This window comes from Streptomyces sp. PA03-1a, assembly GCF_033792805.1.
In the GTDB taxonomy this organism is placed as follows: domain Bacteria; phylum Actinomycetota; class Actinomycetes; order Streptomycetales; family Streptomycetaceae; genus Actinacidiphila.
Genome location: NZ_JARAVO010000025.1, coordinates 34,357 through 55,964 on the forward strand (window position 1 = coordinate 34,357; position 21,608 = coordinate 55,964).

16 protein-coding genes are annotated in these 21,608 nt (G+C 72.9%); 4 read left to right on the plus strand and 12 right to left on the minus strand.

Annotated features, from left to right (window positions below; genetic code table 11):
• Positions 1-6: 6 nt before the first annotated feature.
• From PV341_RS08080 to betA, 8 genes are all read right to left on the minus strand, one after another.
• Positions 7-1,239, minus strand: a complete 1,233-nt coding sequence (locus PV341_RS08080; protein ID WP_500357192.1) for a sarcosine oxidase subunit beta family protein — start codon at positions 1,237-1,239, stop codon at positions 7-9.
• Positions 1,236-2,522 (minus strand): serine hydroxymethyltransferase, encoded by a 1,287-nt coding sequence (gene glyA / locus PV341_RS08085; protein ID WP_500357194.1) that lies wholly within the window; start codon positions 2,520-2,522, stop codon positions 1,236-1,238. Before glyA ends, PV341_RS08080 begins: the two co-directional genes overlap by 4 nt.
• Before the next feature lie 61 nt (positions 2,523-2,583).
• Entirely contained in the window at positions 2,584-5,025 is a 2,442-nt protein-coding gene (locus PV341_RS08090; RefSeq protein WP_500357196.1) for a GcvT family protein, read from the minus strand.
• Positions 5,026-5,274: 249 nt separating this feature from the next.
• A complete protein-coding gene (locus PV341_RS08095) occupies positions 5,275-6,264 on the minus strand; it encodes an ABC transporter substrate-binding protein (protein WP_500357198.1) in 990 nt (329 codons plus the stop codon).
• 19 nt (positions 6,265-6,283) lie between these two features.
• The gene (locus PV341_RS08100; RefSeq protein WP_500357200.1) at positions 6,284-8,272 is read right to left on the minus strand and encodes an ABC transporter permease; all 1,989 of its coding nucleotides are present in this window, start codon (positions 8,270-8,272) and stop codon (positions 6,284-6,286) included.
• Positions 8,272-9,372, minus strand: coding sequence for a quaternary amine ABC transporter ATP-binding protein (locus tag PV341_RS08105; protein ID WP_500357202.1), 1,101 nt, complete (start codon positions 9,370-9,372; stop codon positions 8,272-8,274). Before PV341_RS08105 ends, PV341_RS08100 begins: the two co-directional genes overlap by 1 nt.
• A gap of 20 nt (positions 9,373-9,392) precedes the next feature.
• Positions 9,393-10,862, minus strand: coding sequence for an aldehyde dehydrogenase family protein (locus PV341_RS08110; protein WP_500323097.1), 1,470 nt, complete (start codon positions 10,860-10,862; stop codon positions 9,393-9,395).
• A 140-nt stretch (positions 10,863-11,002) separates the two neighbouring features.
• On the minus strand, positions 11,003-12,667 hold the full coding sequence (gene betA, locus PV341_RS08115; protein ID WP_500323096.1) for a choline dehydrogenase: 1,665 nt from the start codon (positions 12,665-12,667) through the stop codon (positions 11,003-11,005).
• A 206-nt stretch (positions 12,668-12,873) separates the two neighbouring features.
• Between betA and PV341_RS08120 the strand changes: the two genes are divergently transcribed.
• Positions 12,874-13,671 carry an IclR family transcriptional regulator gene (locus tag PV341_RS08120; RefSeq protein WP_500323095.1) on the plus strand — a complete coding sequence of 266 codons (798 nt, stop codon included), beginning with the start codon at positions 12,874-12,876 and terminating at the stop codon, positions 13,669-13,671.
• Here the strand turns inward: PV341_RS08120 and PV341_RS08125 are convergent.
• The 3 genes from PV341_RS08125 to PV341_RS08135 all read right to left on the minus strand — a co-directional run bounded on the left by PV341_RS08125 (position 13,659) and on the right by PV341_RS08135 (position 16,403).
• On the minus strand, positions 13,659-14,792 hold the full coding sequence (locus PV341_RS08125; RefSeq protein ID WP_500323094.1) for an aromatic ring-hydroxylating oxygenase subunit alpha: 1,134 nt from the start codon (positions 14,790-14,792) through the stop codon (positions 13,659-13,661). The two genes, PV341_RS08120 and PV341_RS08125, sit on opposite strands and share 13 nt — an antisense overlap.
• Before the next feature lie 82 nt (positions 14,793-14,874).
• Positions 14,875-16,044, minus strand: a complete 1,170-nt coding sequence (locus PV341_RS08130) for an NAD(P)/FAD-dependent oxidoreductase (protein WP_500357204.1) — start codon at positions 16,042-16,044, stop codon at positions 14,875-14,877.
• The gene (locus tag PV341_RS08135; RefSeq protein WP_499515329.1) at positions 16,041-16,403 is read right to left on the minus strand and encodes a bifunctional 3-phenylpropionate/cinnamic acid dioxygenase ferredoxin subunit; all 363 of its coding nucleotides are present in this window, start codon (positions 16,401-16,403) and stop codon (positions 16,041-16,043) included. Before PV341_RS08135 ends, PV341_RS08130 begins: the two co-directional genes overlap by 4 nt.
• A 260-nt stretch (positions 16,404-16,663) precedes the next feature.
• On the opposite strand from PV341_RS08135, the gene PV341_RS08140 reads away from it, so the two are divergent.
• The 3 genes from PV341_RS08140 to PV341_RS08150 all read left to right on the plus strand — a co-directional run bounded on the left by PV341_RS08140 (position 16,664) and on the right by PV341_RS08150 (position 21,478).
• On the plus strand, positions 16,664-17,389 hold the full coding sequence (locus tag PV341_RS08140) for a response regulator transcription factor (protein WP_499515328.1): 726 nt from the start codon (positions 16,664-16,666) through the stop codon (positions 17,387-17,389).
• A gap of 195 nt (positions 17,390-17,584) precedes the next feature.
• Complete coding sequence (locus PV341_RS08145) at positions 17,585-20,359, plus strand: SpoIIE family protein phosphatase (protein WP_500357206.1); 2,775 nt, start codon at positions 17,585-17,587, stop codon at positions 20,357-20,359.
• Positions 20,360-20,443: 84 nt separating this feature from the next.
• The gene (locus PV341_RS08150) at positions 20,444-21,478 is read left to right on the plus strand and encodes a helix-turn-helix domain-containing protein (protein WP_500357208.1); all 1,035 of its coding nucleotides are present in this window, start codon (positions 20,444-20,446) and stop codon (positions 21,476-21,478) included.
• Here the strand turns inward: PV341_RS08150 and PV341_RS08155 are convergent.
• Positions 21,465-21,608: ATP-binding protein (locus tag PV341_RS08155; protein ID WP_500357210.1), on the minus strand; the 144-nt coding region annotated here is incomplete at its 5' end. The genes PV341_RS08150 and PV341_RS08155 overlap by 14 nt on opposite strands.

A 21,608-nucleotide genomic window follows, 5' to 3' on the forward strand; every position in this document is an offset into this window, starting at 1 on the left:
GGCTCCTCAGTGGGCGACCGCGGCCGCGCCGTGCTCGTCGACGAGCGCGCCGGTGGTGAATCGTTCGAGCGAGAAGGGCGCGGCCAGGGCGTGCGGGTTGTCGTGGGCGATGGTGTCCGCGTAGACCCAGCCCACGCCGGGGGTGGCCTTGAAACCGCCGGTGCCCCAGCCGCAGTTGAGGTAGAGGCCGTGGACCGGGGTGAGGCCGACGATCGGCGAGGCGTCCGGGCTGACGTCGACGATGCCGCCCCAGGTGCGCAGCAGGTGGGCGCGGGCGAAGACCGGGAAGAGTTCCAGCGCGGCGGCCATCTGCCGCTCGATGACGTGGAACGCGCCGCGCTGGGTGTAGGAGTTGTAGGCGTCGATGCCCGCGCCCATGACCAGTTCGCCCTTGTGGGCCTGGCTGACGTACACGTGCACCGCGTTGGACATGACGACCGTGGGGTGCACGGGCTCCAGGAGTTCGCTCACCAGCGCCTGCAGCGGGTGGCTCTGCAGCGGCAGGTCGAAACCGGCCATCCGCGCCAGCACCGAGGTGTGGCCGGCCGCGCAGAGCGCCACCTTGCCCGCGGCGATGGGCCCGAGGTTCGTCCGTACGCCGGTGACCCGTCCGTCGTGGACGTCGATGCCGGTCACCTCGCAGTTCTGCACGAGATCGATGCCGGCCGCGTCGGCCGAGCGGGCCAGGCCCCAGGCCACGTGGTCGTGCTTGGCGATCCCCGCGCGGGGCTGGTAGGTCCCGCCCATCACCGGATACCGCACGTCCGGCGAGGTGTTGACGATCGGGCAGACCTCCTCCACCTGCGCGGGGTCGAGCCACTGGGCGTCGACTCCGTTCAGCCGGTTGGCCTCGACCCGGCGGACGCCGTCGCGTACGTCCTGGAGGCTGTGGGCGAGGTTGAGGACCCCGCGCTGGGAGAATAGGATCGGGTAGTCCAGTTCCTCCTCCAGGCCCTCCCACAGCTTCAGGGCGTGCTCGTAGATGCCCGCGCTCTCGTCCCAGAGGTAGTTGGAGCGGATGATCGTGGTGTTGCGGGCCATGTTGCCGCCCGCGAGCCAGCCCTTCTCCAGCACGGCCACGTCGGTGATGCCGTGGTTGCGCGCCAGGTAGTGCGCGGTGGCCAGGCCGTGCCCGCCGCCGCCGACGACGACCACGTCGTAGGAGCGCTTGGGTTCGGGCGTGCGCCAGAGGAACTCCGGGTGCTCGGGGAGGTCGGCACCCGGGGTGCGCGGGGTCATCGGGCGTCGTCTCCGTCCTGCGGCAGGTGCGGGTAGAGCGGGTGCGCGGCGGCGAGCGCCTCGGTGCGGGCCCGCAGCGCGGGCAGGTCGGGCGCGGGGCCCATTGCGAGCGCGACGACGTCGGCGACCTCGGCGAAGTCGTCCTCGGTGAAACCGCGGGTGGCCAGGGCGGGCGTGCCGATGCGCAGCCCCGAGGTGACCATGGGCGGGCGCGGGTCGAAAGGGACGGCGTTGCGGTTGACGGTGACGCCGATCGAGTGCAGCAGGTCCTCGGCCTGACGGCCGTCGAGGGCGCAGGCACGCAGGTCGACGAGGACGAGGTGCACGTCGGTGCCTCCGGTGAGCACCGACACGCCCGCCCGCGCGGCGTCGTCCCGTGTCAGGCGCTCGGCCAGGATGCGGGCACCGGCCAGGGTGCGGGCCTGGCGTTCCCTGAACTCCTCCCCCGCGGCGACCTTGAAGGAGACCGCCTTCGCGGCGATCACGTGCTCCAGGGGGCCGCCCTGCATACCGGGGAAGACCGCCGAGTTCAGCTTCTTGGCGAGGTCCGCGTCGTCGGTCAGGATCACTCCCCCGCGCGGGCCGCCGAGCGTCTTGTGGGTGGTCGTGGTGGTGACGTGGGCGTACGGGACGGGGTTCGGGTGGAGCCCTGCGGCGACCAGGCCCGCGAAGTGCGCCATGTCGACCAGGAGCAGCGCCCCGACCTCGTCGGCGATGCGGCGGAAGGCGGCGAAGTCCAGCTGCCGGGGGTACGCCGACCAGCCCGCGATGATCATCTTCGGGCGGTGTTCCTTGGCGAGCCGCTCGACCTCGTCCATGTCGACCCGGTGGTCGGTCGCGGAGACGTGGTACGGGACGACGTCGAGCATCTTCCCGGAGTAGTTGAGCCGCATCCCGTGCGTGAGGTGGCCGCCGTGCGCGAGGTCCAGCCCGAGCACGGTGTCGCCGGGCCGCAGCAGGGCGAAGAGCACGGCGGTGTTGGCCTGCGCCCCGGAGTGCGGCTGGACGTTGGCGTACGCGGCGCCGAAGAGGGCCTTGACGCGCTCGACGGCGAGCCGCTCGGTGACGTCGACGTGCTCGCAGCCGCCGTAGTAGCGGCGGCCGGGGTAGCCCTCGGCGTACTTGTTGGTCAGCACCGAGCCCTGGGCCTCCATGACGGCGGCGGGCGCAATGTTCTCCGAGGCGATCATCTCCAGGGTGGACCGCTGACGGGCCAGTTCGGCGCGCAGCGCGGCGTGCACCTCGGGGTCGAGTTCGGACAGGCGGGCGGTCAGCGGGTTCATGCGCGGGGCTTCCTCTCAGCGGCGGCGTCGGAGGTCTCGCGGTGGTGCCGTCCGTGGGGTGTCAGCCGCGGAGGCGGGACATGGCCGGGTCGAACAGCGGCTCCGCGGCGACCCGCGCCGCCACGCGCCGGTCGAAGTAGGCGATGTCGAGGGCGCGTCCCGGCACGGCGAGCTCCGCCGGCAGCCAGGCGTAGGCGATGCCCTTGCCGACCGTGTAGCCGTAGGCGGCGCTGGTGACGTACCCGACGGGCCGGTCGCCGTCGTACACCGGCTCCTTGCCCATCACCACGGCGCCCGGGTCGTCGACGGTCAGGCAGGTGAGCCTGCGCCGCACCTGGTCCCGGCGCCGGGCGAGCGCGGCCTTGCCGGTGAAGTCGTCCTTGTCCTCCCTGACGGCGAAGGCGAGGCCGGCCTCGTACGGGTCGTGCTCGAAGGTCATGTCGGTGCCGAAGGAGCGGTAGCCCTTCTCCAGACGCAGGCTGTTGAAGGCCCCGCGCCCGGCGGGGATGCCGCCCAGCGGCCGGGCGGCGGCCAGCAGGGTGTCCCAGAGCTTCAGGCCCAGGTCCGCCGTGGTGTACAGCTCCCAGCCCAGTTCGCCGACGTAGGACAGCCGCATCGCCGTGACGGGCACGGCCCCCACGTGCGCCCGTTTGGCGCGGAAGTACTTCAGTCCGGCGTCGGAGAAGTCGGCGTCGGCGAGCGGCTGCAGGACCTCCCGGGCGAGCGGCCCCCACAGGCCGATGCAGCAGGTGCCCGCGGTGATGTCGCGGACCGCCACGGTGCCGTCGGCGGGGAGGTGCCGGGTGAGCCAGTCCAGGTCCAGGTTGCCGTTGACGCCGACCTGGAAGAGGTCGCGGCCGAGCCGGGCCACCGTGATGTCGCTGCGGATGCCTCCGTCGTGGTCCAGGAGCAGGGTGTAGGTCACCGACCCGACCGACTTGTCGACGTTGCCGGTGGTGAGCCGCTGCAGGAAGGCGGCGGCGCCGCGTCCGGTGACCTCCAGGCGCTTGAGCGCGGTCATGTCGTACAGGGCGACGGTCTCCCGGGTGACCTGGGCCTCGGCACCGACGACCGGCGACCAGTAGCGGGCCGCCCAGTCGCCCGGGACGGGGAGGGAACGGCCCGCCACCAGGCCGGCGTTGCTCTCGTACCACTGCGGCCGCTCCCAGCCGTTCGCCTCCAGGAAGAAGGCCCCGAGCTCCTCCTGGCGGGGGTGGAAGGGGCTGGTGCGGATCGGGCGCGGGGCGCCCGTGGGCTGGAGCGGGTGGATGATGTCGTAGACCTCGACGAAGTTGCGGCAGTCGCGGGCGAGCACGTAGTCGGGGGCGAGCTGGTGCGGCTCGAAGCGGTTGACGTCGCATTCGTGGAGGTCGAAGGACGAGCAGTGGCCGTCCACCAGCCATTCGGCCATCGCCCGGCCGACGCCGGCCGAGTGCGTGACCCAGACGGCCTCGGCGACCCAGAACCCCTTCACCTGCGGCGACTCGCCGAGCAGCGGCATGCCGTCGGTGGTGAAGGAGAACAGGCCGTTGATGCCCTCCTCGACCTTGGCGTCACGGGTGGCGGGCAGCAGGGACCGGGTCTCGGTCCAGGCGTCGGCGAAGTCGTCCTCGGTGAACTCCAGGACGGACGGCATCCCGTCCGCGGCGTCGAACGAGGCGATGTCGTCGACGGGGACCGGCATGGGGCGGTGGCCGTAGGAGCCGATGCCGATGCGGTCGTGGTGGTCGCGGTAGTAGAGGTCGGCGTCCTGGTGGCGCAGGATCGGGCGGACGGCCTCGGCGGCCTGGCCCGCCAGGGCGGGGACCGGGCCGGTCCAGGCGAGCTGGTGGGCGAGCGGGGTGAGCGGAAGCTCCATGCCCGCCATCCGGGCCACCTGGGGGCCCCAGATGCCGGCGCAGCAGACGACGACGTCGGCCGCGAGCTCGCCGCCGCGGTCGGTGACGACCCCGGTGACGCGGCCGTCGTCCTGGGTGACGGCGAGGACTTCGTGACGTTCGAGGAAGCGGACGCCGCGCGCGGCGGCACGCCGGGTCTGCGCCTCGACCGCGAGGACGGCCTTGGCGAGGCCGTCGGTGGGGACGAACAGTCCGCCCAGGACGCGTGAGCGGTCCAGCAGCGGGTGCAGCGCGGCGCATTCGTCGGGTCCGACGACCCGGGCCTCGACGCCCCACGAGGTCACCCAGCCGTGCCGCCGGTGCAGTTCGGCCAGGCGCTCGGGGGTGGTGGCCACCTCCAGACCGCCGACCTGGAGGAAGCAGGGCTGTCCGTCGACGTCGAGGGAGCGGAGCTTGTCGACGGTGTAGCGGGCGAGTTCGGTCATGGTCTTGGAGGGGTTGGTCTGGAAGACCAGGCCCGGGGCGTGGGACGAGGAGCCCCCGGTGGCGGGGAGCGGCCCCTGGTCGACGACCGTGACGTCGGTCCAGCCGGCGGAGGACAGTTCGTCGGCCAGCGCCGCCCCCACGACACCCGCTCCGATGATGACCACGCTGGGTCCCGTCATCGCCAAACCTCCCAGTTGCTGTCAGCGCAACATGATTCAGGTTGCGCAACTCAATGTGCCGGGCGCCGGAGAGGGTGTCAAGAGGCCCGCCAGGGGCGGGAGAAGGCCGCCCGCAGGCGCCTGGAGCGGCCCCGGGAGGGCCTGGTGACGGCCCGGGGAACGACGGTGCCCGGCGGGCTGTCGGAACAGCCCGCCGGGCACGGGAACGGCGCGTTGCGGCGCGGTGCGCCCCGGTGGCGCGGCGCAGGGTTACTTGACCCAGGCGTCCACCTTGCCGGGGTTCGCCTTCACCCACTTCTCGGCGGCGGCTTCGGGGCTCATCTTGTCGACGGCGATGTACTTGGCGACGAGGTTCTGGTCCTCGTTCGTCCAGCTGAAGTTCTTCACCAGGTCGTAGGCCGGGCTGCCGGAGCCGGCGAACTTCTTGCTGACGATCTTGTCCAGGTCGTAGACGGGGTAGTCGCAGGCGACCTTCTCCGCGTCGGCGTCGCAGCCGGCCTCGTACGGCGGCAGCTCGACCTTGGCGAGCGGGACCTCCGACAGGAACCACTGCGGCTCGTAGAAGTAGCCCAGCAGCCACTGCTGCTTGGCCTCGGCCTGCCGGAAGGCCTGGATCAGCGCGGTCTCGCTGCCCGCGTACACCACCTTGAAGTCCAGCTTGAGGTTCTTCACCAGGGCGGCGTCGTTGGTGACGTACGACGGGTCGCCGTCCAGGAGCTGGCCCTTGCCGCCGGACTCGGAGGTGCGGAACTTGTCGGCGTACTTGTCGAGGTTCTTCCAGTCCGTGATGTCCGGGTGCTCCTTCGCCAGCCACGGCGGCACGTACCAGCCGATCACGCCCTTGTTCCCGGTCGGGCCCGCCTCGACGGCGGTCTTCTGCTGCTCGACGTACTTCTTCTTCAGGTCGTCGTGGCCCCAGTTCTCCAGGATCGCGTCGACCTCGCCGGTGCCGAAGCCCTGCCAGGCGATCTCCTCCTTGAGGTCCTTCTTCTTGACCGTGCAGCCCAGCTTCTCCTCGGCGACGTACGCCACGACCGCCGCGTCCGCCTCGTAGCCGACCCACGGGTTGACCGCCAGGTTGAAGGTGCCGCACTTGCCGGAGGATCCCCCGGAACCGGCCTCCGACCCGCCGACCTTGGCGCCGCCGCAGCCGGTGAGGACGAGCCCCAGTGCCGCGGCCCCGGCCGCCCCGGCACGCCATCGCGCCGACCGGCCGGCCGCCGTCAGGTGTGTTGCCATGTGTCTACCGCCTCCTGCCCTAGCGCCCGCCGGGCACCCTCGTGGTGCGCCCGGCCGCGGCCTGAGTGATCCGGTCGAACATCACGCCGAGCAAGACGATGGCGAGTCCCGCCGCCAGCCCCTTGCCGTACAGCTCGCCCTGCGAGAAGCCGGCCACGACGTCGTAGCCGAGGGCGCCCGCACCGACCAGGCCGCCCACCACGACCATCGACAGCACGTAGATCAGGCCCTGGTTGGTCGCGAGCACCAGGGCGCCGCGCGACATCGGCAGCTGGACCTTGGTGACGAGCTGCCAGGTACTGGACCCGGCCGCCGCCGCGGCCTCCACGGTCGTCCCCGGTACGCCCCGGACGCCGTCGGCGACGATCTTCACCGTCACGGGCGCGGCGTACACGACGGCGGCGACGATCGCGGTGAAGCGGCTCGCGCCGAACAGCGCGAGGAACGGAACGAGGTAGACGAAGGGCGGCATGGTCTGCGCCGCGTCCAGGCCGGGCCGGACGATCCGGTCGGCGAGCGCGCTGCGGCCCATCCACACGCCCACCGTGACCCCGAGCAGCATCACCAGCAGCGTCGCCACGACGGTCGAGGCGAGCGTGGTCATCGCGTCCTGCCACACCCCGGTGCCCACCAGCAGCCCCACGCACACCGCGGCGGTGCCGCCGGCGCCGAGGCCGCCGAGGACCGTTCCCAGGGCCACCAGCACGAGGCCGGTGAGCCACCACGGCGAGTCGGTGAGCAAGGTCTGGAAGGGGTTGAGGAGCGCGTTGGTGAGCACGTCGCGGACGGCGCCCGTGACCCCGGACAGGTGCTCCTGCGCCCAGGTGGTCACGGTGTCGGCGGCACTCGCCAGGGAGCGCCCCGCTCCGCCCTCGCCGGGGAACTCCGCGGCCCAGACGTAGGTGTGGGACAGCCAGGCGGCGACCGCCGCGGCGACGGCGCCCGCGGCGAGCAGCGGCCCGCGCCAGCGCCGCAGGCGGCCGCCGGAGCCCTGCCCGCGCTCCGTCCTGACGGCGGCCGCGGTGGTGACCCGGTCCAGGACGATGGCCATGACGACGATGGCGAGGCCGGCGTTGAAGGCGGTGCCGACGTCGAGCGACTGCAGGGCCTGGACGACGGTCTTGCCGAGGCCGGGGGCGTCGATGAGGGCCGCGATGGTCACCATGGACAGGGCCGCCATGATGCTCTGGTTGACGCCCATCACCACGGTGCGGCGCGACATCGGCAGCAGCACCTTGGTGAGGGTCTGCACCCTGGTCGAACCGAGCGACTCCGCCGCCTCCACCGTGGTCGCGGGCACCGAGCGGATGGCGTGCGCGGTGATGCGGACGGCGGGCGGCGCCGCGTAGATCAGGGTGGCGATGGTGGCGGAGGCCGGCCCGATGAGGAAGAAGAGGGTGAGCGGCGCCAGGTAGACGAAGGTCGGCATCGTCTGCATGAAGTCCAGCACGGGGGTCAGGACGCGGTTCACCCGCGGCGACAGCCCGGCCCACACGCCCAGCGGGATGCCGAACAGCAGCGCCACCAGCACCGCCGACACGGTGAGCGCCAGGGTGTCCATGCTCTCCTGCCACAGGCCCTGCAGCCCGAAGAAGGTGAAGCCCGCGACGGCCAGCAGCGCCACGCGCCAGTTGCCCAGCGCCCAGGAGACGTAGCCGGCGATCGTGACCACGCCGAGCCAGCCGATCTGCGGCACCGGGCGGCCGTCGGGCGGCTGCGAGATCAGCGTCTGGACGAAGGTCACCAGGGTGTCGATGACCAGCCGGATCTCGTTGAAGAAGTAGAGGAAGAGCGGGTTGCTGTTGCGGTCCGCGCCGATGGTGTCGTTGACGTCGTTGAACCAGCGGTGCAGCGAGGTCAGGTCGGCCGCCGCGAGGGCGAGCGTCTGCCGGCCGCGCAGGAGCGCGAAGAGCACCAGCCACAGCACGACGATGCCCGCCACGACGGCCCGGCGGCGCAGCCGGACGGGCGCGAGCCGTTCGCGTGCCCCGGAGGCGGCGACCGCCATCACGCCCCGCCTTCCCGGCCCGCGACGACGGCGAGGATCTCCTCGTCGCCGACGACGCCGAGCAGCCGTCCGTCCTCGACGACCCTGACCGGCTTCTCGGCGGCGAGCACGGCCCGTGTCGCCTCGCGGACGACCGTGCCGGGGCCGAGTTCGGGGCCGTCGAGGGCGTCGTCGGGCCGCGGGTCGCGCATGATCCAGCGGAGCGTCAGCACGTCGGCCCGCGGCACGTCCTTGACGAACTCGCGCACGTAGTCGTCGGCGGGGGCGCCGACCAGTTCGTCGCCCGTGCCGCACTGCACCGTCCGGCCGTCGCGCATGATCAGGATGCGGTCGCCGAGCTTGAGGGCCTCGGACAGGTCGTGGGTGATGAACACCATCGTCTTGCCGACCTCGTGGTGGAGGCGGATGACCTCGTTCTGCATGTCGCGGCGGATCAGCGGGTCGAGCGCGGAGAAGGGCTCGTCGAAGAAGAGGATGCCGGGGTCCCCCGCCAGTGCCCGGGCCAGGCCGACGCGCTGCTGCATGCCGCCGGAGAGCTGGTCGGGGTAGGAGTTCTCGTAGCCCGCCAGGCCCACCAGTTCGACGACCTCCAGGGCCCGCTTGACGCGCTCGGTCCGGCCCATGCCGCGGATCTCCAGGCCGTACGCGACGTTGTCGACGACCCTGCGGTGCGGCAGCAGGCCGAAGTGCTGGAAGACCATGGAGAACCTGTTGCGGCGCAGTTCGCGCAGCCGTTTGGCGTCGGCGGCGCGGATGTCCTCGCCCTCCAGGACGACCTGGCCGGCGGTGGGTTCGACGAGCCGGGTCAGACAGCGCACCAGGGTCGACTTGCCGGAGCCGGACAGGCCCATCACGACGAAGACCTCGCCGGGCGCGACGTCGAAGTGGACGTCGCGCACGGCCGCGGTGCAACCCGTGCGCTCCATCAGCTCACGGCGGCCGAGCCCGCGCAGCTCCTGCGATTCCGGCACCCTGTCGGCCTTCGGCCCGAACACCTTCCACAGCCCCCGCACGGAGATGACCGCGTTCCGGTCCTGGTCCTGGTCCTCGTCGTGGGACGCGCCGCGCCGCTGCGGCACATCGGTCGGTGCTGGGGTCACGGTCGGCCTCTCCTGGGCGTTCAGCCGCGGAACCAGTGCTGCGGCCTGGGTCGGATGTTCTGCCAGATGTGCTTGGGCTCGCGGTACTCGTCCAGGCCGGTCGGTCCCAGCTCCCGGCCCACGCCCGAGTGGCCGAAGCCGCCCCATTCCGCCTGCGGTACGTAGGGGTGGTAGTCGTTGATCCACACGGTGCCGTGGCGCAGCCGGCGGGCGACCCGCTGGGCGCGGCCGGCGTCCCCCGTCCAGACGGCGCCGGCGAGGCCGTACTCGGTGTCGTTGGCGATGCGGACGGCGTCGTCCTCGTCGGTGAAGCGCTCGACGGTCAGCACGGGTCCGAAGGACTCCTCGTGGACGACGCGCATGCCCTGGTCGCAGTCGTCGAGGACGGTCGGCGGGTAGTAGAAGCCGTCCTGGAGCGCCGGGTCCGTGGGGCGGGCGCCGCCGAGGCGCAGCACGGCGCCCTCGGCGATCCCGGCGGCGACGTACGCCTCGACCTTGTCGCGGTGGGCGGCGGAGATCAGCGGGCCGGTCTCGGCCGCGGGGTCGAAGGGGCCGCCCAGGCGGATCGCGCCGGCGCGCCGTACGACCTCGTCGACGAAGGCGTCGTGGACCGTGTCCTGCACGATCAGCCGGGCCCCGGCGGAGCAGACCTGGCCGGAGTGCAGGAAGACGGCCGTGAGCGCGAAGTCCACGGCCGTCTCGAAGTCGGCGTCGGCGAAGACCACATTGGGGTTCTTGCCGCCGAGCTCGAGGGCGACCCTCTTCACCGTGGCGGCGGCCGCGGCCATGACCCGCTTGCCGGTCTCGAGACCGCCGGTGAAGGAGACCATGTCGACGCCGGGGTGCTCGGCGAGCGGGGCGCCGGCCCCGGGCCCGGCGCCGAGGACCAGGTTTCCGGCTCCGGGCGGGAGTCCGGCCTCCTCCAGGGCCCGCATGAGGAGCACGGAGGTGGAGGGGGTCAGTTCGCTGGGCTTGAGGACGAACGTGTTGCCCGCGACGAGCGCGGGCGCGACCTTCCAGGAGGCCTGCAGCAGCGGGTAGTTCCAGGGGGTGATCAGGGCGCAGACGCCGACCGGCTCGTACTCGACACGGCTGACGGCGTCGTCGCGGCCGGTGTCGACGACCCGTCCGGCGGAGGTCCCCGCGATGCCGCCGTAGTGGCGCAGGCAGGCGACGACGTCGGCGACGTCGTACTCGCTCTCCACGAGCCGCTTGCCGGTGTCGAGGGATTCGGCGCGGGCGAATTCCTTGGCGTCCCGTTCGACGATGCCCGCGGTGCGGAGCAGGAGGGCGCCGCGTTCGCGCTCCGGGGTGCGCGGCCAGGGGCCGTGGTCGAAGGCGGCGCGGGCGGCGGCGACCGCGGCCTCCGCGTCGGCGCCGGTCGCCTCGGAGACCGTCGCGACGAGCACTCCGTCGGCGGGGCAGCGGATCTCCCGGCGGCCTCCGGCCACCGCCTCGCGCCACTCTCCGTCCAGGTACAGGTCTGCCACGCGCGGAGTCCTCGCTTCGTTGCACATAGCGCATCGAATTGCTTGTGGTGGAACACCCTGTCCGAACGGCCACCGGCCGTCAAGGGGTGGCACGGGGTGTACGGCACATCTTGATCCGGTGAACGCGGCACCGGACACGATCAGTTGGCGGTGGCCTCGCGGTGCCGGTAGAACTGCGCCTTCGAGGGCGGCAGCGGTTCACGGCCGAGGATCAGATCCGCGGCCTTCTCGGCGATCATCATCACGGGGGCGTAGATGTTGCCGTTGGTCACGTAGGGCATCACGGAGGCGTCGACCACGCGGAGTCCCTCCACGCCGTGCACCCGCATGCTCGCCGGGTCGACCACGGCCATCGCGTCGGTGCCCAGCCGGCACGTGCAGGACGGGTGGAGGGCGGTCTCGCCCTCCTTGGCGACCCACGCCAGGATCTCCTCGTCGGTCTCGACCCCGGGGCCGGGCGAGACCTCGCCGCCGTTGAAGGGGGCGAGCGCGGGCCGGCCGAGGATGTCGCGGGCGACGCGCACCGCCTCGACCCACTCGCGACGGTCCTGTTCGGTGGACAGGTAGTTGAAGCGCAGCGCGGGCTTCTCGCGCGGGTCCCTGCTCCTGATCTTCACCGAGCCGCGGGCGTCGGAGTACATCGGCCCCACGTGCACCTGGTAGCCGTGGCCGCCGGCCGGGGCCGAGCCGTCGTAGCGCACCGCGATGGGCAGGAAGTGGAACATCAGGTTGGGGTAGTCCACGTCCTCGTTGCTGCGCGCGAAGCCGCCGGCCTCGAAGTGGTTGGTGGCGGCGGGACCCTTGCGGAAGAGCCACTGCAGACCGATGAAGGGGTAGCGCCACTTGGCCAGGTAAGGCTGCATGGAGACCGGCTGCGTGCAGGCGTACTGGACGTAGACCTCCAGGTGGTCCTGGAGGTTCTCGCCGACGCCGGGCAGGTCGTGCACGACGTCGATGCCGAGCGCGGCCAGTTCCCCGGCGTTGCCGACGCCCGACAGCTGCAGCAGCTGGGGCGAGTTGACGGCCCCGCCGCAGAGGACGACCTCGCGGGCGCGCACCTGTTCGCGGCTGCCCCTGCGGCGTTCGTACTCCACGCCCACGGCGCGCTTGCCCTCGAAGAGCACCCGGGTGACCAGGGTCCGGGTCCGCACCGTCAGGTTGGGGCGCCTGCGCACCGGGTCGAGGTAGGCCCGGGCGGCGGAGAGCCGGCGGCCGCGGTGGACGTTGCGGTCGAAGGGCGCGAAGCCCTCCTGGCGGTAGCCGTTGACGTCGTCGGTGAGCGGATGCCCCGCCTCCTGGACCGCCTCGAGGAAGGCGGGGAACAGCGGGCTGGAGGCGGGCCCGCGCTCCAGGACGAGCGGACCGTCGTGGCCGCGGAACTCGTCGTCGGGGCCGGCCGCGAGGCAGTTCTCCATGCGCTGGAAGTACGGCAGGCAGTGGGCGTAGTCCCAGTGCTCCATGCCGGGGCCCTCGGCCCAGCGTTCGTAGTCCATGGGGTTGCCGCGCTGGAAGATCATGCCGTTGATGCTGCTGGAGCCGCCGAGCACCTTGCCCCGGGCGTGGTAGATCCGCCGTCCGCCCATGTGGGGCTCGGGCTCGGACTCGTAGCCCCAGTCGTAGAAGCGGCTGCCGATGGGGAAGGTGAGCGCCGCCGGCATGTGGATGAAGACGTCCCACGGGTAGTCGGGGCGGCCGGCCTCCAGCACCAGGACACGGTTGGCCGGATCGGCGGACAGCCGGTTCGCGAGGGCGCAACCGGCGGAGCCCCCACCGACGATGACGAAGTCGTACTGCACGGGAGCCATGTCAGCCTCGTCTCACTCGTCTCGCTTGAATCGCTCGTCTCGATCGCGCGGTCGACAGGTCGACTGGCGCAGCATGCTAGTACGGTGCCGCTATGCGCACCAGGTTGCGAGCCGCGCAACTTGACACCGGAGTTTCGGTCGCGTTTCCCGTCCGGACTCCGCCGGGGAACCCCGACGCTGTTGTTTACCGCGCGTATAGTTTCGCTGTGGGCAACTTCAGTGCAGATACCGAAACGACCGCTGCGCAGCCGGGCGGCGTCCAGTCCGTGGACCGGGCCATCAGCGTGCTGGAGATCCTGGCGCAGCGCGGCGAGGCCGGCGTGAGCGAGGTCGCCGCCGAGATCGAGGTCCACAAGTCGACGGCGTTCCGGCTGCTCGGCGCGCTGGAGGCACGCGGGCTGGTGGAGCAGGCGGGCGAGCGCGGCAAGTACCGGCTCGGCTTCGGCATCGTGCGGCTGGCCGGCGCGGTGACCGGCCGCATCGACATCACCCAGCAGGGCCGGCCGGTCTGCGAACGGCTCGCCGAGGAGATCGGCGAGACCGTCAACATCGCCGTGATGGAGAAGCACTTCGCGATCAACCTGTACCAGGTGCGCGGACCGGCGGCCGTGACCGCGCACAACTGGGTCGGCCAGCTCACGCCGTTGCACGCGACCTCCAGCGGCAAGATCCTGCTCGCCCACCTCTCCGCCGCGCAGCGCGCGGAACTCCTCACGGACGCGGGCCTGGAGAAACTGACCCCGCACACCCTCACCTCGCGGACGAAGCTGGAGAAGAACCTCGCCGAGGCCAGGGAGCGCGGGTACGCCTGGACGCTGGAGGAACTGGAGATCGGCCTGCACGCGATGGCCGCCCCCGTCCGCTCGCGCGACGGCGAGGTCATCGCCGCCGTCAGCGCCTCCGGCCCCTCGTACCGCTTCACCCAGGAGCGCATGCACGAGCTCGCGCCGCTGCTGGTCGCCGGGGCGGCCGAGATCAGCCACCGCATGGGCTACCTGGGCTGAGCCGTGCCGAGGCGCTCGTGGACCCAGTCGTGGAAGCCGGCGATGTGGTGCTCGCTGGGGACCAGCACCCCGCCCTTGGCGTAGAGCCGGGATCCCATCGCGGGCTGGCAGCGCTCGCAGGCCTCGAAGTCCTGGCGGTTGACCCGGTCGAAGAGCTCCACCGAGCGGCCGACGTCCCTGCCCGCGGTGACGACCTCCTCCAGGTAGAGCCAGTCGCACTCGACGACCGTGCGGTCGGCCGCGACCGGGTACATGCGGTGGAAGATCACGTGGTCCGGCACCAGGTTGACGAAGACCTGCGGCTTGATGGTGATCGCGTAGTAGCGCCGGTCCTGGGCCGCGGAGACCCCCGGTATACGGTCCAGTCCCGGCGAGCCGTCCACCGTGAAGCCCTCGATGTCCGCGCCGAACTCGGCGCCGTGGCCGACGTAGTACTGCGCGGCGTAACCGCCGGCGAACTCCGGCAGCACCTCGGTCAGTTCGGGGTGGATCGTGGCGCAGTGGTAGCACTCCATGAAGTTCTCGACGATGAGCTTCCAGTTGGCCCTGACGTCGTACACGATCCGCCGGCCGACCCTCAGGTCCTCGATGCCGTAGCGCTCCAGGGACTCCACGTCCCCGAGCCGGGTGACCACCTCGCCGACCACCTGCTCCTCGAAGGAGGGCGGGTCCTCGGCCAGGCAGACCCAGACGTACCCCAGCCATTCGCGGACGTGGACGGGGACGAGCCCGTACTCGGTACGGCCGACGTCGGGCATCTTGGTGAGGTTGGGGGCCGCCACGAGCCTGCCGTCCAGGTCGTACGTCCAGGCGTGGTACGGGCATTGGAACGCCCGCCTGACCTCGCCGCCCTCCTCGGTGAGCAGCCGGGCGCCGCGGTGCCGGCACACGTTGTAGAAGGCGCGCACCGCGTGGTCCCGGGACCGGGTGACCAGGATGCTCTCGCGGCCGACGTCCACGGTCCTGAAGGCGCCCGGCCTGCCGAGCTCGGAGGAGCGAGCCACGCAGAACCACATCGTCTCGAAGATGCGCTCCTGCTCCTGGGCGAAGATCCCGGGGTCCGTGTAGTAGGAGCCGGGGAGGGTGGCGATCAGGCTGTCCGGCAGACCGGTCGGGGTCACGGGCACTCCTTGCGGGACGTTGTGTAATGAGCAACGGAGTGTGCACTGCGCAACTGCAGCATGTGGTGCCGCTCCGGCGCTGTCAAGACGCGACGACGGCCAGCTGCTTGCGCCAACGGGTGAACGACCGGGGCCGGTTCATGCCCAGTACGGCGACCGGAACCCCGCCCCTGCGGTAGACCGCGAGGACGTCCCGTTCCTCCGCGACGCCCTCCTCGACCGTGACGGTGTCGGCCCCCGCGGCGCGGCCCGCGAACTGGATGCGCACGCCGTACTGGTCGGACCAGAAGTACGGCGGGCGGGGGGCCCGTTGCCCGCCCGCGCCGCCGGACAGCAGCGCGGCGACGGCGGTGGCCGGACGCTCCAGGGCACCCGTCCAGTGCTCCACGCGGTGGTGCGCGCCGGCGGCCGGGTCGTACCAGGCGGCGCAGTCGCCGACGGCGACGACGCCCGGCAGGCCCGTGCGGCCGTCGGCGCCACACAGGACACCGTCGCCGAGCTCGATCCCGCACCCGGCGAGCCAGTCCGTGCACGGGCGCGCCCCGATGCCGACGACCACGGTGTCCGCGGGCAGCCTGCGGCCGTCGGCCAGGACCACGGCCACCACCCGCCCCTCGCCGTCCGCCTCGGTCCCGCGCACCCCCGTGCCGCACAACAGCCGTACACCGTGGTCGGCGTGGAGGCCCGACACGACGCCGCCCATCGTCTCGCCGAGCGGACCCGACAGCGGGGTGGGCGCCGCCTCGACGACGGTGACGTCCAGGCCGAGGGCGTACGCGGTCGAGGCGACCTCGGCCCCGATGAAGCCGCCGCCGATGACGACGAGCCGCCCGCCGCGCGCCAGATCGGCCCGCAGTGCGCGGGCGTCGTCCAGGGTGCGCAGGGTGTGCACACCGGACCGGCCCGCCGCGCCGGGCAGGGTACGGGCAGCGGCCCCGGTGGCGATGACGACTCCGTCGGCGGTGACGGCGCTGCCGTCCGCGAGCCCGACGACCCGCGTGCCCGGGTCGAGCGTCACGGCCCGGGCGCCCAGCAGCCATTCGGCCCCGAGGTCCTCGCCGTCCGCCTCCAGGACCAGGGCCGCCTCGTCGGCCTGTCCGACGAGGAACTCCTTGGACAGCGGCGGCCGGTCGTACGGCCGGTGCGGTTCGTCGCCCACGACCACCAGCCGGCCGTCGTACCCCTGGGCGCGCAGTGCCCGCGCCGCCGACAGCCCCGCCAGCGAGGCGCCGACCACGAGGACCGCTCTCATCCGGCTCCCCCGGCGAGCCGGCCGGCCGCGCACGAGGGCGGGCCGGGGGCGGCCGCCGACAGCCGTACGTGGATCACGCCGTCCTCGACCACGACCTCGTGCGTCCGCACGGGCCGCCGGGCCGGGGGCGCGTCCACCGCACCCGTGCGCAGGTCGAACTTCGAGGCGTGCAGCGGGCACTCGACCTCGCACCCCTCCAGCCAGCCGTCCGCGAGCGACGCGTCCTGGTGGGTGCAGGTGTCGTCGACGGCGTAGAGCTCGCCCTCCTCGGTGTGGAACACCGCGACGGGCGGGTCGGTCTCGAGCCGGAAAGCCTCGCCACGCGGGAGGTCCGCGAGCCGGCACACGGGAATCATCATGACACCTCGGTGCGTATGGCGGAACTGATTGCGGTTGACGCAACATCAGTGTGGGGGTGCCCCCCACCCCTGTCAAGGCATCGTCCGGACACCCGGAATCCGCATCTGACGGGGGCTCATCCGCAGCTCCGCGGGGGAGGCCGGCGGCGGATCGTCGCGATTCGGTCACGGGGGTTGTCCGGGTTCAGCTGAATGACATAATCCGTTCCTCTTCTGTGTGACAACGGCCGGAATACGGCCCGGAGGAAGTGACCCGCGGCATGAACGTGACCGTCTCGGCCCAGCAGCCCCGCGTGCTGGTCGTGGAGGACGAGGCGAGCATCGCCTCGATGCTCGCGATGGCGCTGCAGTTCCTGGGCTTCGACGTGGTCACGGCCGGGACCGGCGAGGAGGCGGTGAGCACGGCCGCCGATCGCGCCGCCGACGTGATCCTGCTCGACGTCGGACTGCCCGACCTCGACGGCTTCGAGGTGTGCCGCAGGCTCCGCGCCGCCCGGGTCGACGCGCCCGTCCTCTTCCTCACGGCCCGGGACGCCGTGGAGGACAAGATCAGGGGCCTGGCCCTGGGCGGCGACGACTACGTCACCAAGCCCTTCGACATCAACGAGGTCGCGGCCCGCGTGAACGCCCTGCTGCGCCGGGGCCGGGCCCCCGAGCCTGCCGGGCGCCGGCTGCGCGCGGGCTGGGTCGAACTGGACGCGGACACCCACGAGGTGTGGCGGCACGGCCGGCCGGTCCAGGTCTCGGCGACCGAGTTCGCGCTGCTCCGCTTCCTGCTGGAGAACCCGGACCGGGTGGTGTCCAAGGGGCAGATCCTCGACGCCGTGTGGAGCTGCGACTTCCAGGGCGAGTCCGGGATCGTGGAGACCTACATCTACTACCTGCGCCGGAAGCTCGGCGACACCGACCAGTCGCTCATCCGCACCGTGCGGGGGGCGGGCTACCTGGTGAGGGCGGCGCCGGCCGGCGATACGGCTTCGCGCTGACGGTGCCCGCGCGCGGCGCTATGTTGGCCTTCGGAGGAAAGCCGACGAGAAGAGGGCACGATCCCGAACGAAGCCGCCGCCCAGGAGCCTGAAGCGCCGCTCGACCAGCCGGGAGCGGAGCGGCTGCGCCTGCTCCGGTCCTCGGGCGACGACCAGGGCGAGCGCGAGGCGCTGCGACTGGGACTGCAGCAGGCCGTGGCGGCGCTGAACGGCTTGGGCGGACTGGTCCACCTGCGCGGGCAGGCGGCCCGGGGCGGAGTGCCCCTGCGCCTGGCCGCCAGCACCGGTCTGCCCAGGAACCTGACCCGTGCCTGGCTCTTCCTCCCCCCGCAGGACGCCACCGCGCCGGGCCGCGCGACGACCGGGGGCGAACCGGTGTGGCTGCCCACGACGGAGACGACCCCCGGCCCGCTGCCCGGCGGGTCCGGGCTCGCCGCCGTACCGCTCCCCGGCCCCGAGGGCCCGCTCGGCGCGCTCTCGGTGGTGACCGCGGACGCCGTACCGCCGGCTCCCGGCGCGTGGGAGCTGCTGCGGGGGATCGCCGCGTGGGTGTCGGAGCGGCTGGGCCGTACGGCGGCCGTCGGGTCGCGCGAACGCTGGCGCCTGGCGGAGGGCGGCTCGGGTTCCCGGCCCCGGGAGACCCCGTCCGACGTGGGCATCGGCACCTGGGAGTGGAACGTCCGCACCGGCGAGGCCTACCTCGACGAGACCGCGCGCTCCGTCTTCGGGATGTCCCCGCAGATGTACGACGGTCGCCTGGAGACCTGGGTGGAGCTGGTCCACCCCGAGGACCTGCCCTGGGTGATCGCCGACGCCGAGGAGGCCGCCCGGGCCCGCGGCGGCTTCGCCTGGGAGTACCGGGTCCGCCGGCCCGACGGGACCTTCCGCTGGGTGCAGGCCCGCGGCCGCAGCGTGCTCGGTGCGGACGGCAAGGCCGTCCGGCTCGCCGGTGTGCTGTGGGACAGCACGGAGACCCGGATCGCGATGGACGCCGCCGGCCGGGCCCTGCGTCACATGAGCGACGGCTTCCTGGCGGTCGACGACGACGGCCGCATCGCCTTCGCCAACCCCCAGGCCGAGCGGCTGCTGGGGGCGCGGCGGCCCCTGGTCGGCGCGGTGCTGTGGCACCTGCCCGGCGTCCACGACTCGGAGCTCGAGGCCCACTGCCGCCGGGCGGCCGAGGGCGACGCGACCGTCAGCGCGGACATCGAGTGGGGCGGCGGCACGCGCCGCTACCACCTGCGCGTCATGCCCGTACCCGACGGCCTGACCCTCTACCTCACCGACGTCACCGAGCACCGGCTCGCGGAGGAGGCCCGCGCCGACGCCGCCCGCACCGCCGCCGACCGCGCGGCGCACATCGGCCGGCTGACCACCGCGCTCGCCGAGGCCGTCACCGTCAAGGACGTCGTCGCCGCGGTCGCCGACCGCGTGCTGCCGCTGTTCGACGCCACCGGGCTGATCATCAAGACGCTGGAGGGCGACCTGCTGCGCGTGGCCGGCTTCGTCGGCTACCCCCCGGGCCTGATGGAGCGGCTCAGCCGGACCCGGCTCGCCGAGGGCAGCCCCAGCACCGACGCCATCCGCGAGCGCGTGCCCCGCTACATCACCTCCGCCAAGGAGTTCCACGAGGCGTACCCGGCCCGGGTCCACCTCCAGGAGTGGTCCCAGAAGCACGCCTGGGCCTTCCTGCCGCTGATCGTCTCCGGGAAGGCCGTCGGCTCCTGCGTCGTCTCCTTCTCCGAGCCGCGCCCGTTCAGCGAGGAGGAGCGCACCCTGCTGACCGCGCTCAGCGGGCTGGTCGCCCAGGCCCTGGAGCGGGCCCGGCTGTACGACGCCGAGCACGGACGGGCCCAGGAGCTGCAGCGCGGCCTGCTGCCGCGCGTCCTGCCCGAACTGCCGGCGGTCAGCGCCGCGGCACGCTACCTGCCCGCCGTCGAGGGGACGACGGTCGGCGGGGACTGGTACGACGTCATCCCGCTCTCCGCCGACCGGGTCGCACTGGTCATCGGGGACGTGATGGGGCACGGCATCTCCGAGGCCGTGACCATGGGGCGGCTGCGAACCGCGGTGCACACCCTCGCCGGTCTCGAACTGCCCCCCGACGAGCTGCTCGCGCACCTCAACGAGCTGGTCAGCGACCTCGGGGACGACTTCTACGCGACCTGCCTGTACGCCGTGTACGACCCCACGAACCGCACCTGCGCGTTCTCCCGGGCCGGGCACCCGCCGCCCGCGCTGGTGCTGCCCGACGGCACCGTCCACTTCGCCGGGCACTCGCCGGACCCACCACTGGGCGCCGCCACGCCGCCGTTCGCGACCGTGGAGCTCGAGATCCCCGAGGGCAGTCTGCTGGTGCTCTACAGCGACGGCCTCGTCGAATCCTCCCGCCGGGACATCGACACGGGCATGGCCGGGCTGGCGAAGGCCCTCACCGGCGCACCGGCCGCGGCGCCCGTGCGGCCGGCGGACGGCCGCCGGGGCGAGGTGGAACGCCTGGGAAGGCTCTGCGACGAGGTCGCCGCCGCCCTCGACCCCCACCAGGAGCACGCCGGGGACGACGCGGCCCTCCTCATCGCCCGCACGCACGCCCTGTCGCCCGGCGACGTCGCCTCCTGGTCCCTGCCCGAGGACCCGCTCGCCGCGGGCCAGGCACGCGAGCACATCCGCCGCCGGCTGGACGCCTGGGGACTGGGCGAACTGGTCATGACGACCGAGCTGATCGCCAGCGAACTGGTCGGCAACGTGGTCCGGCACGCCCGGGGCCCCATCGGCCTGCGGCTGATCCGCAGCCGCACCCTCGTCTGCGAGGTCTCGGACGGCAGTCTCAGCACCCCCCGGATCCGGCACGCCGGCGACACCGACGAGGGCGGCCGCGGGCTGCAGCTGGTCGCCGCGCTGTGTCAGCGCTGGGGCACCCGCTACGTCCCCGGCGGCAAGTGCATCTGGACCGAGCAGGCGATCCCCTGACCGTCGTGAGAGCGGGCGATCCCCAGCGCGGACTCTGATCCCGCTTTGATGTGACTTTGATGCTCCGGTGCTTGGCTTGCGCGCATGACCACCCACGCACCGGTGTCCACGGGCCTGGATTCCTGTCTTGACCTGGGATTCACCGACTCCGGCGGAGGCGAGCCCTCGCTGCGGCGGGAGCTGTTCGCCGCCCTGATAGAAGTCGTCTCCGGCTCGGGAGAGTGGAGCGAGCAGACCGCCGCGCGGATCCGCGGCGAGGGGGTCGCCTGGGCCGCTCGGGGCGAGCCGGTGAGCGCGCTGCGGGTCGCCGTCCAGGAGACGACGGAGTACATCCTGGTCTCCGGCGGGCACGCTGCGGCCGGGGCCGACGGCTCGCGCGGCGAGTTCGCCCGGCGCCTGACGGACGCGGGGCGCCGTGTGGCCCGGGAGCTGAACCGGGGCTACTTCGCCCAGTCCGGGCGGGAGGCCCCCGCCTCGGTCCCGGAGCCACCGCGGCCCGGGCCGTCCTACGCCCCGCCCGCCTACGCCGTGATGGCGCTGCGCGCGCCCGGCCTCCCCCTCGGCGACGTCGAGGCGGTGGCCCGCGGCCACGGCGGCCCCGAGACGGCCGTGCTGCCCTCGGCGCGCGGGCTGTACGTGCTCACCCCCGCGCCACGCCACCAGGAGTCCGTCGACCTGGCGGACCGCATCCACCGCGACCTCGCCGGGACGGCCCGGCTCGCGGTGCACTGGAAGCCCTACAACGAGGTGACGGCGGGTCAGCTGCTGGTGGACGACATCTGCGCGGTGGTGGACGCGCTGGGCTTTGGACCCGGCGTCTACGAGCTGGACGACGTCCTGGTGGAGTACGCGGCAGCGCAGACGCCCGACATCGCCCAGCGGCTGGTCGGCATGGTGCAGCCGGTGCTGGACGACCAGGTGCTGCGGGAGACGCTGAGCGCGGTGATCTCCGCCGACGGCGACCCGGACCTGGCGTGCGAGCTGCTCACGCTGCGCCGCAAGTTCTTCGACCGCCGACTGCACCGGGTCGAGGAGCTGACCGGCCGGCGCCTCGACGGCCCGCGCGACCTCCAGGTCCTCAGGACGGCCGTCGCGGTCGCCGCGATCATGCGCCAGTGAGCGTCGGCAACCGCACCCGGAACCACGCACCCGACTCCGAGGCCTCCACCCGCACCGACCCCGCGTGCGCCGCGGCGATCGCGGCCACGATGCTCAGGCCCAGTCCGCTGCCGGGGGCGGGGTGGTCGTA